The sequence below is a fragment of the Acinetobacter sp. NIPH 2100 genome (assembly GCF_000369805.1).
Lineage (GTDB): Bacteria > Pseudomonadota > Gammaproteobacteria > Pseudomonadales > Moraxellaceae > Acinetobacter.
Genome location: NZ_KB850224.1, coordinates 2553240 through 2568087 on the forward strand (window position 1 = coordinate 2553240; position 14848 = coordinate 2568087).

General features: G+C 38.4%; 10 protein-coding genes and 2 tRNA genes. 3 read left to right on the forward strand and 9 right to left on the reverse strand.

The window, feature by feature from the left end; translation table 11 throughout:
* Nucleotides 1-12: 12 nt before the first annotated feature.
* The 4 genes from F887_RS06120 to F887_RS06105 all read right to left on the reverse strand — a co-directional run bounded on the left by F887_RS06120 (nucleotide 13) and on the right by F887_RS06105 (nucleotide 6724).
* Entirely contained in the window at nucleotides 13-2673 is a 2661-nt protein-coding gene (locus tag F887_RS06120; RefSeq protein ID WP_005295444.1) for a DUF11 domain-containing protein, read from the reverse strand.
* Between the two features lie 615 nt (nucleotides 2674-3288).
* A tRNA-Ser gene (locus F887_RS06115) sits at nucleotides 3289-3378 on the reverse strand.
* An 85-nt stretch (nucleotides 3379-3463) separates the two neighbouring features.
* A complete protein-coding gene (locus F887_RS06110; RefSeq protein WP_005295448.1) occupies nucleotides 3464-5494 on the reverse strand; it encodes an NADPH-dependent 2,4-dienoyl-CoA reductase in 2031 nt (676 codons plus the stop codon).
* 312 nt (nucleotides 5495-5806) lie between these two features.
* Nucleotides 5807-6724 (reverse strand): DMT family transporter, encoded by a 918-nt coding sequence (locus F887_RS06105; protein WP_005295450.1) that lies wholly within the window; start codon nucleotides 6722-6724, stop codon nucleotides 5807-5809.
* Nucleotides 6725-6887: 163 nt separating this feature from the next.
* Here F887_RS06105 and F887_RS06100 point away from each other — a divergent pair, with 163 nt between their 5' ends.
* From F887_RS06100 to F887_RS06090, 3 genes are all read left to right on the forward strand, one after another.
* Nucleotides 6888-7739: a LysR family transcriptional regulator gene (locus F887_RS06100; RefSeq protein ID WP_005295452.1), complete on the forward strand. Its 852-nt coding sequence runs from the start codon at nucleotides 6888-6890 to the stop codon at nucleotides 7737-7739.
* A gap of 267 nt (nucleotides 7740-8006) precedes the next feature.
* Complete coding sequence (gene argG, locus F887_RS06095; RefSeq protein WP_005295454.1) at nucleotides 8007-9350, forward strand: argininosuccinate synthase; 1344 nt, start codon at nucleotides 8007-8009, stop codon at nucleotides 9348-9350.
* Nucleotides 9351-9543: 193 nt separating this feature from the next.
* On the forward strand, nucleotides 9544-10227 hold the full coding sequence (locus F887_RS06090; protein WP_005295457.1) for a pirin family protein: 684 nt from the start codon (nucleotides 9544-9546) through the stop codon (nucleotides 10225-10227).
* Between the two features lie 45 nt (nucleotides 10228-10272).
* On the opposite strand, the gene F887_RS06085 is transcribed toward F887_RS06090, so the two are convergent.
* The 5 genes from F887_RS06085 to F887_RS06065 form a co-directional block, all read right to left on the reverse strand.
* Entirely contained in the window at nucleotides 10273-10503 is a 231-nt protein-coding gene (locus F887_RS06085; RefSeq protein WP_005295459.1) for a hypothetical protein, read from the reverse strand.
* Between the two features lie 374 nt (nucleotides 10504-10877).
* Entirely contained in the window at nucleotides 10878-11495 is a 618-nt protein-coding gene (locus F887_RS06080; RefSeq protein ID WP_005295461.1) for a thiol:disulfide interchange protein DsbA/DsbL, read from the reverse strand.
* Between the two features lie 340 nt (nucleotides 11496-11835).
* Nucleotides 11836-12297: a hypothetical protein gene (locus F887_RS06075; RefSeq protein ID WP_005295463.1), complete on the reverse strand. Its 462-nt coding sequence runs from the start codon at nucleotides 12295-12297 to the stop codon at nucleotides 11836-11838.
* Between the two features lie 453 nt (nucleotides 12298-12750).
* A tRNA-Val gene (locus F887_RS06070) sits at nucleotides 12751-12827 on the reverse strand.
* 35 nt (nucleotides 12828-12862) lie between these two features.
* On the reverse strand, nucleotides 12863-14848 hold the full coding sequence (locus F887_RS06065; protein ID WP_005295466.1) for a transglutaminase TgpA family protein: 1986 nt from the start codon (nucleotides 14846-14848) through the stop codon (nucleotides 12863-12865).

Sequence of the window (14848 nt, forward strand, 5' to 3'; positions counted from 1 at the left end):
CATCCGCCTAACTTAAGGTGCAACCCGAATAGAAAAATACAATGCAGCCTGCTCCTGTGGTGCAAGTGCTCCAATATTTCCTGATATTTGATCCCCACTCACGGTTACAGAGCCTTTACTAATTGAAGGTGGCAAGGCATTTCGTAAAATACTATAAGCAGGCACGACATCATTAATCACAACATTTGCTGCGGGTGTTGAACCATCATTTTTAATAGTGAGTCGATAAGTTACACATTGATTTGGCTTAATCGTCAAGGGGTTACTGGCATATGTGGCTGTAGTCACATTCAGAAGTACACACGCTTCATCTTTAGCCTGTTCTTTCGTTAAACGAAGCTGCGTCGGATCAACTGTTGTTAAATCTGTATTCTGAATGGTTGCTAGGTTTAAACCTTGAATTATATTTGTTGCCGACACCACGATGTTCGCAGCACTAGAAATACCATTTGTCGCTGTGAGAGGTGCTTGAGCTTTTAATAGCAATTGAACAGAACTTTGTGGATTTAAGCCGCCCGTTATAAATAAATCTGTAGCAATAGGATCCGTAGAGTCTAATACACCATTATTATTTGCATCAAAATATAGGGTATAGATAAACCCATCATTGATATTTTGAGGCACTACATTCAGGCTCACCTTTCCACTTGCATCACCTTCAACGAAGGTACCCATGTTTTTCAAGGTATGTAGGTAAACAACCGTACCCCCAACATTAACTCGGCCTTGCTGGTCATTCGCTAAAGTTAATTTACGTATTGCCACATCAACCTGATCTTTAATGCTGTCACCCTGAGCATTCATAGGTGATTTCATCGCAAACCAAATTGGCAAGCTTGTCAAAGTCGTATTCGCGGGAACTGTTACAACAGCACAATATTGTTTAGTTGTTCCAGCAGCTAAGTTTCCAGTGCTTGTAATCTCACCCTGTAAATTTTGACAAGTTGCATCACCATTATAAAACTTCACCACCCAATCTGTTGGTAAAGTCGTATTGATACTATTGATGTCAATCGCTGTGCTCGAAGCGTACAGATTATAATTATTTGAGGCTGTGCTGTTGTTTCGAATAACAAGTGGGAAAACAGCATTTGCACCCTTAATAGCATTTTTCACCAATAATGCCTGTCCACCAGAACCAGTGACATTTCCAACACCTACACCAGAATTGTTGCTGTTATATAAGTCACTTTCTCCAACAGCTAACGTATTGACCAACCTGTCACGGGTACTATTTTTTACACTGGTATCCGTAGTTGAGGTCGCTGTAATATCGAAATCCATTGTACTTGTTGAAGTACAATTAGATGGGAAATAAACCCCTAATTTAATTCTTTTGGAAGTGCCATAAGCCAATCCACCAGTATCAATGATGCCATCACCATTTGTATCTGTAAGTAAAGTACGACCATCAGCATGATATAAACGAACGACAGCACAGCTTGGTACGTTACTTTTAACAAAACTTAAATTATAAGTATCAGTCGCTTGGCCTGTATTCCAAACATAGTTATCAAATTGGATTTCTTTTGCTACGCCTCCAAAGGTATTATTTTGGATTTGTAAGTTATTTAACCCACCATTTGGTTCGCCGTCATCACTTGCGCTGCTCGGACTATAGTTAAGTACTACACCTAAAGTTTGTTGAACATTAAAAATTACCGTATTGGTTAATGTATTTTTCAAAATAGCATTTGATGTATTGTATTGCTGGTAATCTGCGGTGTTGGGAATTTTTTCAGCGGCATTTGGATTCACGGTTACTTTAAAACTTACTGTGCCCTTACTCAAAGCAGCCACACTTGCAAGTTCTACATCAATTTGTCCATTACTCGCTTTATATTTTATTGGTGCATTTGCGCCTGTCTCCGTATCATCCGCATCGGTTAAAGATCCTGCACCATTCCCCCAACTACCACTCCCAGACTTATATGTCACATCTGTGGTCAAAATATCTCGTAATACCAATCTTGCTGCGGCAGTACCTGTGTTTGAATAGCTCAAGGTATAGGTAATTTCTGTGCCAGTCTTACCAGTGCTAATATTTTGTGATTTCGTGACTTGAATAACAGCATCATCAACCACTTTCGCAGTATCATTTACCGTCATAACGATCGTGTTATCGTGTTGACTTGTTGCGGTTAAAGTAAAGTTAGCAACGTTATTTGCACTTACGTTGGTTGGGATACTGCCAACTACAACCAAGGAAGCAAACTCTCCTGCTTCCAAACGAAAGCTCATGCTTGAATTCAATAAATTATTATTGTCATCAGGCTCCCCGTTCTGGTCCCGATCGATATAAACAGCGACATTATCTAAATTAAATTGATCATTGGTTAACTGAATAAGGCTTAATTTATAGTCATCTACGATGTTACCTGTATTTGTTAAAACATGCGGAAAATTAACTTTACTGCCAATAGTGCCGATGTTCTGTTGATTACTTTGTAAAGTTAAAGAATAGATCGGTTGAACAGTTAAAATAACTGCATTTGAATTAATGACTTGCAGATTACCTTGCTCATCATAGAAGTCACCACTTGCAATATTCGTGATACTACTTCCTGCTTTAGGTTGAGCAAAAGCAATAGAACTATGAAACCCAATAAATAAGCCAACTAAAGCGATAAATGAAGTTTTTGAGACAACGCTTTTCTTGAATCGGCTTATCATGTTTCAGAACCCACAAAAATGTAAAGATAGATTTCTTATTGACAAATTGTACGAATTTGTTGACAATTTTCACAAAAGAATACTACAAAAATACAAAATTGAACACATAAATTAACAAAAGCGTGATTTTTTCACAAAACATACCGAACGGTAAAAAAAAGTGTAGATCCCTGTTATTTTTCAAGAAAAATTTATCTATTGAAACTTTAGACCTAACCCCTTTTTTGAATGTTTTATACAGCTCATTTAAAAATATGTTGATCTTAAATTTTAAGGAGCTGCTATAGATAAAGTTAGACTACAACCCATTTTGATACTGTTTTGAGCTTTTTTGAATTTTCTAGAGGCTGAACCTATCGTTGAAGGCTTATATAACTCTCTACAGAAATGGCTCTGCACCCAAAATCTATCGTGCGGCCAACTAGCATTCTTATAATCATGCATTGATCAATTGTGGAAAGGCTGAATCTAGCTTGATCCAAACGCTCGATGGTTCCTGTTATATAAAAGACAGGTAAGTATCTAAATCAAACTCTGATTATTCACCAACAATGTAAGATAAAAATATAGATAAGAAAAAAGCCCTTGTATTTATTTACAAGGGCTTTTTGAATTTGGCGGAAGCGGTGAGATTCGAACTCACGGAGGACTCACACCCTCGTCGGTTTTCAAGACCGGTGCATTAAACCGCTCTGCCACGCTTCCATGTGCGTAAGAATACAAAGCTTGCCCTCTTTATACAAGAGAAATTTAACTGCAATGTATTCAAATGCATAATGTTTCATCAATTTTAGAGTTTAGCGGCTAATTCAGCACCATCACGGATCGCGCGCTTCGCATCAAGCTCGGCAGCCAGCTTCGCACCACCAATAATATGATAGTTCGCTGAGGTATTTTCACCGTCTTTTGGCATTAAATCTTTAACCGATTCCTGCCCTGCACAGACCACAATCGTATCGACACGCAATAATTGGTCATGTCCATTATGCTCGACCCACAAACCTTCATCGGTGACTGCTTTATATTGCACACCACGAAGCATACGTACCGCATGCTTTTTCAATTGTGCGCGATGCACCCAACCTGAAGTTTTACCCAGACCGATACCCAGCGGTGTTGTTTTACGTTGCAATAAATAAATTTGGCGAATTGGAATTTCCACCTCTGGACGTTGTGTACCCCCCTCAGACATATAATTCGGATTTGGATCAACACCCCATTCACGCTGCCAATCAGCCAAAGGCTGTGGCTGAGGTTGATGTGGTGGCTTTAATAAAAACTCTGAAACATCAAAACCAATACCACCCGCACCAATCACCGCAACTTTATGTCCAACTTCGGCACCACGCAATACTTCTGCATATGACAACACCTGTGGTGCTGTGCTGCCTTGAATTTTTAATGCACGCGGTACAACACCCGTTGCCACAATAACTTCATCAAAACCTTCACGCTCTAACTGCTCACGGCTAGCACGCGTATTTAATCGTACATCAACACCTGTCTGTTTCAGTTGTACTTTGAAATAACGAATCGTTTCATGAAACTCTTCTTTACCAGGTACAACCTTGGCCAAATTAAACTGACCACCGACATCATTGTTGGCTTCAAACAATGTCACTGCATGACCACGACTTGCTGCAACTGTTGCAGCCGACATCCCCGCCACACCACCGCCGACAACAGCAATACGCTTTGGTTTTTTGGTTTTGATATAAACCAATTCTGTTTCATGACACGCCTGTGGATTGACCAAACAGCTTACACGCTCATTCTTAAATGCATGATCTAAACACGCTTGGTTACATGCAATACAAGTATTAATTTCATCCACACGGTTGGTCGCGGTTTTATTTACCCAGTATGCATCAGCCAAGAATGGACGAGCCATTTGCACCATATCAGCCTTGCCAGAAGCAATAATCTCTTCGGCCACATCAGGCATATTGATACGATTCGATGCAATCACAGGTACAGAAACATGTTGTTTTACCGCAGCGGTATAATCCACGAATGCGGCACGAGGGACTGAAGTCACAATAGTTGGGACACGTGCTTCATGCCAGCCAATCCCTGTATTTAACAGCGTAATTCCAGCTTTTTCCAATGCTTTGGCCACTACAATCACTTCGGGCATGGTATTGCCATCATGTACCAAATCAAGCAAAGACAAGCGGAATGCAATAATGAATTTTTCACCGACTTTAGCGCGAATCGCTTTTACAATTTCCACAGGGAAACGCATACGATTATCGATATCACCGCCCCAACGGTCAGTACGCTTATTCACATGGCTACTTAAGAACTGGTTAATTAAATAACCTTCTGAACCCATGATTTCTACGCCATCATAACCTGCTTTTTTAGCCAAACTGGCACAACGCGCATAATCGTCAATGGTTGCAAGAATCTGAGCATCCGACATTTGACGCGGTTTAAATGGATTAATGGGTGCCTGAATTGCAGACGATGAGACCGAAAATGGATGATAACCATAGCGGCCTGAATGCAGAATTTGCATCAAAATTTTTGCGCCATGCTTATGCACAGCATGTGTGACCAGACGATGATGAGGAATATCCGCCAAACTATTCATCGTTCCACCCGCAGGGAGCAACCAACCCTGGCGGTTTGGAGAAATCCCTCCAGTGATGATCAAGCCAACCCCACCCTTTGCTCGCTCACCAAAATAAGCCGCAAGTTTAGGATAATTGAAAAAACGATCTTCTAAACCTGAATGCATCGAGCCCATTACGACACGGTTTTTAATGGTAGTAAAACCCAAATGTAATGGTTTTAAGATATTTGCATAGCTAGTCATGGTATTCCTTCTATAATTTTGGCTTTGCAACTTGTTGCATAGTACTTTAATACTTTTTTGTTTATTTGGGATGACTATTTATAAAATTTTCAGCGTTGAAAAAGTCAATTCCACCTAGCTCAGTCCATATTTTCTGAATAAATATTTTGTAATAATAATGAGTTATCCAAGCTCGCTCGGTCTTAATTATTCAAATGACAAAAACGAAAAGATCAGCAATGAAAACATGGCTGATCTTGTTCAATAAAATTAATTTAATTCAAACGCAGATTGAATGTTTATATAGACTCACATTTCTTGCTAAACAATAGCTTAGCGTTGTTGATTCGCTGAATACGCCACATCGACACGTGCTGATTTCATTTTTAAAGAACTCATCATAATGCCCAAGCAAATAAATGCTGCGCCAATTAAAATATTCAGCGTTAAAGGTTCATGCCAAATCAGATAGCCCAACAATAAGCTTAAAATTGGAATACACATGATCGAAATCGAAGCAATAAAGGTATCGACCTGACTTACAATCCAGTTCCAAAGTACAAAGGCAAAACCAGTCCCGACCACTGCAATATAAAATAATGCAGATTCATTTAAAGGATTGAGCCAAACCTGAGCATCGACAGGTTCAAATAACAAAGCCATGACGAACATTAAACTTCCACCAAGCAAAAGCTGCCAGATCGTCAATTTAATTTTGTCGTATGCAGCAAAATTCTTTTTAATATAAATCGTAGACATTGCCCAAAAGAGGCCCGAACCAATTAACAGAACTTGCCCCAATAAAGACACATTTAGATGTAAATGGTGTAGTTGAGGCCATAAGATTGCCATCAGTCCCAAAGTCCCTAAAATAAGTCCAATCACCTTCTGGCGATTTAACTTTTCATTTAAGAAATAATGCGCTAGTACGCCAATAAAAATTGGCATGGTAAACACAAGCACTGCAGATAGGCCTGAGTCTACAAATTGCATGGCAAAAGTCTGTGTGGCATAGAAACCAAAGCAGATCAACATACTTAAAATGATCAATGACCTCCATTCAGCATGTTTTGGCAAAATAGATTTTTTTAGAATTCGTTGTACGACCATCAATGTCAATGCCGCTAAAATCAACCGTGTAGAGATAAAGAGGAATGGCGGAAACACTTGCAGACTATGTTTGACCAGTCCCCATAAAGATCCCCACACCAAGCATAGCAACGCGATTGCACTAACGACTCGAATATTCACGTGTTGTACTCAACCCTTAGAAAGTCATTCTAGTGTATAAAATAAATAACATCATGAATAATGCTGTGTTTTAATAGATACATCATTTTTTTTGATGTCTAATTCAATCTCAATGCTACAATGCGATTTTAAATTGTTTAGGCTGAAATATTGAGGACTTAAAGTGAATATTGATATTAGCGATATCCGATCATTTGTTACTGTTGCTGAGCTTAAAAGCATTACAGCAGCGGCAAATAAGCTGAATTATTTGCAGTCCAATATGACGGCGAAAATCAAAAAAATTGAAAATCACTACAAACGCCAACTATTTATCCGTAAACCCAAAGGGGTTGAACTCACTGAGTCTGGGATGAACTTATACGCCCAATACAAAAAGATGATTTTTACTTGGGAAGAAACAGAGAATAAGATCTATCAACAAGAAAGTGTATTGCGTTTTGGAACCAATACCAGCCTAGGCGGCATGCGTTTTTATCCCTCTTTTAGTAAACTCTATGAAGCTTACCCTGACCTCTCTATGACCATGAAAACAGGCCCAACAGGTTATATTGAGGAGGAAATTTTAGCGGGTAATCTGGATATAGCTTATGCTCTGGGATACCCTAAACACAAAAATCTGCAATACATTCAAAAGGCTGATGATCAACTGGTTATTATTGGTAAAAACATGATTAACCACGAGAGTCTTGAAGATTGCCTGAATCATCAAAATATCTTGCTGGCTTCTGAACAATGCTGCTATGCCACAACTTTAGACAGTATCTATGTGGACTATAATCTTACAAAAGGTGAACTCACCCATATTTATGATCATGAAGCTTTAATTCACTTTACCCAGTTAGGCATGGGTATTTCGATGATTGCCAAATCATTGATCGAAAAATACAAGATCCAATATTATCGAGAAACACCTGAGCAGTATCGAGATATCGGCTTATATCTGATTGCACGTCAGGACCATGTATTTACCCCGATTGAGAAGCAATTTATTGGCTTAAATGATTCACTTTAAGATCTACTGTTAGCGATAAGTTTTACAGCGTTTCTCTCACTTCCCTCTGGGCTTAGAAAGCCCATAAAAAGAGAATGCCTTCTGATGAATACTTATCGTAAAACTTTATATTTTTCCGATGTTAATCTATTTTTCAAATGAAAAAAAAAGAATTCCTTTCCTAACACAAAAAAAATCGATTTGAAAAGTGATATAGTACTGAGCGTATAAATTCTCTTTGGTCACCGATGTATTAGGGTGCCTATTTCGAAATAGTTAGGACTAGCAATGACTGATAATGCAACGATCTTGCAGCATGTACCAGTAGGAAAAAAAGTTGGGATTGCCTTCTCTGGTGGTTTAGACACTTCAGCAGCTTTATTATGGATGAAACAGAAAGGCGCAGAGCCTTATGCATACACTGCAAATCTGGGTCAACCTGATGAAGATGACTATGATGCTATTCCAAAGAAAGCTGAACAGTACGGCGCAGTCAAAGCTCGATTAATCGATTGTCGTTTACAACTTGCACTGGAAGGTATTGCTGCAATTCAGTGTGGCGCATTCCATATCAGCACGGGTGGCGTTCCTTATTTCAATACCACACCTTTAGGTCGTGCAGTCACAGGTACCATGCTTGTAACGGCAATGAAAGAAGATGACGTCAACATCTGGGGTGATGGTTCTACTTATAAAGGTAACGATATTGAACGTTTCTATCGTTATGGTTTATTGACCAACCCTGCCCTCAAAATCTATAAGCCTTGGTTAGACCAAACCTTTATTGATGAGTTAGGCGGTCGTGCCGAAATGTCGCAATTCTTAATCGACAACGGCTTTGACTATAAAATGTCAAAAGAAAAAGCGTACTCAACTGACTCAAATATGTTAGGCGCAACGCATGAAGCAAAAGATTTAGAATACCTCAATGCGGGTATTAAAATCGTAGACCCAATTATGGGTGTTGCGTTCTGGAAAGATGACGTTGAAATCCAACCAGAAGAAGTGAGCATTACTTTTGAAGAAGGTATGCCAGTTGCATTGAATGGTCAACGTATCGAAGATCCAGTTGAATTCATTCTCGAAGCAAACCGCATCGGTGGTCGTCATGGTCTAGGTATGTCTGACCAAATCGAAAACCGTATCATCGAAGCGAAATCTCGTGGTATCTATGAAGCACCAGGTATGGCGTTGTTACACATTGCTTATGAGCGCTTGGTAACAGGTATCCATAACGAAGATACAATCGAACAATACCGCATTAACGGTTTACGTTTAGGTCGTTTACTTTACCAAGGCCGTTGGTTCGATTCACAAGCATTAATGCTACGTGAAACTTCACAGCGTTGGGTTGCTAAAGCCATTACTGGTACCGTAACTTTGGAATTGCGTCGTGGTAATGACTATACCATCATGAACACTGAATCTCCGAACCTCACCTATGAAGCTGAGCGTTTGACCATGGAGAAAGGTGATTCGATGTTTACCCCAATGGATCGTATCGGTCAGTTAACCATGCGTAACCTCGACATTACTGATACCCGTGCAAAACTCGGTATCTATACTGAAACAGGTTTACTTGCTGTTGGCCAAGGTTCTGCAATTCCACAGTTGGAAAATAAATCAAAATAAAAGATTGGTAAATTCGTTTACCAACTTGAAAAGGCTGAATATTTGATTCAGCCTTTTTTATTATTTGAAATAAAAAGTTAAATACTCAATCATTTCATTTTTAGGACAATATGTCGCAATAAAAGACTATTTATCATCATTATGAATCGATACTATAAACATCAAGCAAAACATAATAATTGGGAGATGAAAGATGAATGCTTATCTACATCGTAGTGAAAATCGTGGTCATGTCAAAGCAGGTTGGTTAGACACCTACCATAGCTTTTCATTTGGTAGCTGGTACAACCCTAAATATATGGGTGTCAGTGCCCTTCGCGTGATCAATGATGATACGGTTGCTGCACATAATGGTTTCGGTACCCATCCCCATGACAACATGGAAATCTTAACCTGTGTACTTGATGGCACCATTTCCCACAAAGATAGTATGGGCAATGAAGGCCAAATCAATGCAGGTGAATGGCAATTGATGAGTGCTGGAACTGGGGTCACCCATAGTGAAATGAACAAGCATGATAAAGCGGTGCATCTGTTACAGATTTGGATTCAACCAAATGTGCAAGATGCTGAGCCAACCTATCAGCAAATTCAACTCAACCCGAAAGATCATCCAAACCAATGGCACTTGATTGCTGGTGATACATCTGCGCCAATGTCGATTCGTCAAAATGCGGAAGTGAAAACTGCTGTCATTGAGAAAGATCAACATTTAGAAATTACAGCACAGAAAAAAGTGAACTATGTGCACGTGATTTCAGGAGAAGTCATGATTGCTGATCACGTAGTCAAAGCAGGCGATGCGCTACTGTTTGATGAAACAGCAACCATTACTGCATTACAAGATAGCCAAATGATTTGGTTTGACTTACCTTAAGCCCAGTTTAGCTTGTACCTCTTACCCTCAAGGGTACAAGCTTTTTTAATCATTACTACTACTGTCACAACTGCTTGAGTCAGAACTCGAATCAGCATTCGCACTACAATCATCCATATGCGTATCGTTATTGTCCTGAAATGAATCGCAGCTAGACGTTGTTGAAGAATACGGATGACTATAATCCGTAGTATCCTGTGTAGCACCTGTTTTGTTTGCGAACAAAAATAATAAAACCAAGCCAATCACAATGACTAAAATAATAAACATCAGCATCGCAATCCCCCATTGCTCCTCCAATCTTTATTTCACTATAACTTAAATTTTATTCAAAAATAATCGACATTAAAAAAGCCCGATTAACGGGCTTTTCTACAACCTTGAACATTTTTAAAAACGATCTGAACCGTTTCGTTCGTTGTTAGCTGTGTGTTCAGGTTGTCATATCTTTGTTCATTTAGGCAAGATTTCTCTTAAATCCCAAATAGTATATGACTTCCTTATTGATTAAATTAGCACCATTATCCACTTGGGTCAAGCACCCTTTTGAGGCTGAAAAAAGCGAAACAAAATAAATAATGACCACGGCGAATAAAGCATTTTGGTCCATATATGCAAATAAAAATAATACTATTTATAAGATCTAAAAATTATTTCTGTTTCCGCTCTTTATCCACAAGATATTCAACCACTTGAATGACTTTTTCATCACCGCCCTGCACAATATATTTGCCATTTACCACCACAGCAGGAACACCCGTAAGTTGATACTTGCGAGCTAATTGATTGGATTCGGCAATTTTGGCAGTGATTGCAAAAGAATCAAACATTGTATTAAATTTTTGCTCAGGTACACCATATTGAGTAAAGAATTTAGCGAAAGCATCCTTTTGCAAAATTCTTTGGTTACCAGAAAAATTGGCATGGAATAATGGTAGATGTGTACGTTTACGCACACCTAAGGCCTCACTCACATAATATGCGCGTGCGCCTTGCTCCCACATTGGGGTCATGGCCGCTGGCGTACGAAGAAAATAGATGTCATTTGGAATTTTCTTTAACCACGTTTGCATATGTGGTTCTAATTTAAAACAATATGTGCAACCATACCAAAAGAACTCACGTACCTCGATTTTATCGGGCACAGACGTCTTTTCTGGATTTTGTACAACCGTATAATCTTTACCTGCAACAAAGTTTAAAGCCATGGTCTGTGTAGAAAATACTGCAGCTATTGCAGTTACACTGGTTAAGATAAAATGTTTCATTAATTTCGCTATCCTCAAAGCCATCTTATAGCGCTTGGGCATTTATAAAAAATCATAATTCCAATACGTTATCGTACAAATCTGTTGATATCCTTATAACAGGAGAGTTAAGCGACGATGTGAATATTCTACAAGGGAAATACGCTGAAAATTCCTAATTTGTAAATTTTTGATTAAAATCAACAATTAAGAAACAGAAAAACAACAGCATAGCAAATTGTTTATTTTTGCTCTCATGAGCGGCCATCTTTTTCTTATGGCATAAAAATCCCCAATGGAAAAGTGGGGATTTTGAATTTTGAAGAGAAAATATTGATTTAACTCAATTTTATAAAATAATCTACCTACATGTTTGATTATTCAAAACAACATTACCTAATGTTGCTCCAACTTTATTTTTATATAACACTTCAACTTTATGATCATTTACACCCATATATTTAGAATTGAAAAGCTCTTTACACCATACCTGAACAGCTTCCCTCGTACTCATAAAATCAACTAAATCTTTTTCTTCAGCTTCAGATACATCTACAGTAGGGCTAAACGTTACCGCAGAATAGTGTGGTGTCGTCGAAGCTGATGTTATTTTTACTAATTCATTTGATTTATAATTCAGTGAACTTGATAGCTTCTCAGTCGTTTTTTTAAAAAAATCAGTAGCTCGTTCAAGATCTATAAATTTAAAATCTGGCCCAACAATCCCTAATTTTGCCAACTCATCATCAGTATTAAAATCTGAATTAGCGGTTACATTTAAACTCAAGGCCAATAGGATTGAAGCAATTAAAATTCTTGTCATAAAATACCCCTATATATTAGAGATAATTTAGCAAAAGGCTAAATTTAAGTCATTAAAAAAATCATATTAAGTGAGTTTTATTTATCCCAAATCACCTATGTAATCCCTGCCCTTCATCATCAAAAAATAACTCTGCTACCCTTTACATCTATTTTTTATAAGTTTATAAATTAAGTTATTAAAACTAATAGAAAAATTGGATATTAATTTCTAGTATTTATTTAAAAAACTTCAGGTCTTCGATTAGGGCGATTTATCATCTTGATATAATATCTATAAATAAATTCTAAATAATCCGACATGTAGGTATGGTCGATTTCTCGTTACCCTCAAAATTTTCAATTTTTTAGTTTTAATAAACCTTATAAGAATTAAAAAAAAGCCCTGAATCTATGCAATTCAGGGCTTTGGAGTTCATGTAACTTTATAGAAAGTTATATGACTTTAATATCTTGGTAGGTATATCCAGACTCGAACTGGAGACCTCTACGATGTCAACGTAGCGCTCTAACCAACTGAGCTATACACCTAGAATGAGAAGCATCATATTCATTTTTTATCAGCTTCACAAGTTTTTTTGAGATTGTTTCAGTGCAATTGTGCAGTCTTTAAGCAAGCGCTTAAAATCTTGAGTATTCACGCTATTCTTTTGCTCTAAAAAAACAATTTTTTGATATAACACAATCGTTTGTTCAAATATATGATCATCCTCAACCTGACTGGCTAAACGCTGCATCCAAACCTGAAAGGTTTCAGCTGGTTGTTTATGCAGATTTTTAGGCAACTTCTTTTGAAACTTAAGTACAGCTTTTTGATAGCCCTCTTGCTGCCTTGTTTGTCGCCACCAATAAATACCGACATAGACCACCAGAATCATTCCGATAGAAACAATCAAAACCAGCGCGTAAGCATAACTTGAATCTAGACCTAATTTAGATAACCAATTTTTCTGTTTTTCTGCATCATAGCCCACTACTTTGCTTTGCCATTGATAACTTAAATAATCACTCCAAATCCGCATATTTTTTAGAAATTTGAACTGTTGTAAACGCCAAGCCTTACTCTCATCGCCCCATATAGTTTGATCTTGTGCCAGATAATCCTGCATGCCTGTGTCAATCCGTTGTGGTGCAATCATGGCAGTTGGGTCAATTCTTTTCCATTTTCCATCAAGATAAACCTCACTCCACGCGTGCGCATCAAGCTGTCGAACCTCCCAACTTTGTCCATCTGGAGCCAATTGTCCACCTTGATAGCCTGTCACCACACGTGCAGGAATCCCTGCATAACGCATCAACATGACAAAACTCGAGGCATAATGTTCACAAAAACCTTTCCTGCTAGAGAACAGGAATTGATCGATACGATCCCCCCCTAAAGTCCCTGGCGTCAGAGTGTATACAAATCCATTTTTTCGATACCATGACAGCACAGATTGTAGGTATTGTTCTGGTTGCTTGTGGCTTTTTTCAAAAAGTGTATGTGCCAATTGCTGCGCTTTAATATCCCGACCTTCATCAAACTTAAGATTTAAATCTAGTTGCCGCGGTGACAAAGACACTGCTTCTGCTGGCCTTCTTCCTAGCCAAAACATTTGTATCGGTACATTACGTTTGATGAGCCTTGATGGACGAATACTATGATCTTGATAAAGCTGTAAATAACGCTCCTGTGGGATCGAGTATTCCAAGCCCATGATCCAATTGGCTTGTTCATCTGCTGCTAAATACTGATAAGGTACGCTACGAGGGGTAGGCTGTATTCTTTTGATTTGCTGATTAAAAAAACTGCTGGTCCATGTAGTTCCATCATATTCATCTAAAACTAAAGCTCGCCAATACAGTTCTGGTCTGCTTGGAAATTGCGACATATCTGCCACCACCCGAAAAGCCAACGCTGAAGATTGCGATAATTGCGCAATATCTCCAGGTGACATCCGATCACTGATTCCTGTTGTCGCTTGATCCTTCTGAATTGGAACTGCCCAAAGTGGTGGTAATCGAGGAAAGAAGATAAATAAAATCAAGAAGAAAGGAATTGCAATGCCTACAAATTTAAAAATTTGCTTCACATCCTGTTTAAGTTGGTTTGATGGCAATTTCTTCTGATTAAACAATCCTGTTTGTATCCGATACAAACCAATTAAACACATCACAAAAGTTGTAAATACAATCAATGCCATCCAAAAAGCTTGGCTATGTAACAGTAGGCTTGCACTAACAAATAGAGCAAAATTAAAGATAATCAATAAATCACGGGTATTTTTAGCTTCCAAACATTTGGCAAATAAACAGGTACTTAAAAAGGCAACACCCGCCTCTACCCCCAACAAAGTCTGATAATTGAGATATACCAATCCTAATGACAATAAAATAAAGACCAGCAAAAACCATTTAGGAAAGGCTACCCAGCTCTGTTTGCTGTATCGACGTACCAACAGCAACCACACTACACCCCATAAACCTGTTAAGGTCACTGGAATGAAGGCAACTTGCCCGATTAGAACCAAGGCCAATGTAGCCAAAACACAGAAATAGATTTGTTTAGTCAT

Bases quoted from the DNA above. Each gene is read 5' to 3' on its own strand.
- F887_RS06120 (WP_005295444.1), bottom strand. From the start codon at position 2,673: ATGATAAGCCGATTCAAGAAAAGCGTTGTCTCAAAAACTTCATTTATC.
- F887_RS06110 (WP_005295448.1), bottom strand. From the start codon at position 5,494: ATGACTAGCTATGCAAATATCTTAAAACCATTACATTTGGGTTTTACT.
- argG (WP_005295454.1), top strand. From the start codon at position 8,007: ATGACTGATAATGCAACGATCTTGCAGCATGTACCAGTAGGAAAAAAA.
- F887_RS06090 (WP_005295457.1), top strand. From the start codon at position 9,544: ATGAATGCTTATCTACATCGTAGTGAAAATCGTGGTCATGTCAAAGCA.
- F887_RS06085 (WP_005295459.1), bottom strand. From the start codon at position 10,503: ATGCTGATGTTTATTATTTTAGTCATTGTGATTGGCTTGGTTTTATTA.
- F887_RS06080 (WP_005295461.1), bottom strand. From the start codon at position 11,495: ATGAAACATTTTATCTTAACCAGTGTAACTGCAATAGCTGCAGTATTT.
- F887_RS06075 (WP_005295463.1), bottom strand. From the start codon at position 12,297: ATGACAAGAATTTTAATTGCTTCAATCCTATTGGCCTTGAGTTTAAAT.
- F887_RS06065 (WP_005295466.1), bottom strand. From the start codon at position 14,848: ATGACTAAACAAATCTATTTCTGTGTTTTGGCTACATTGGCCTTGGTT.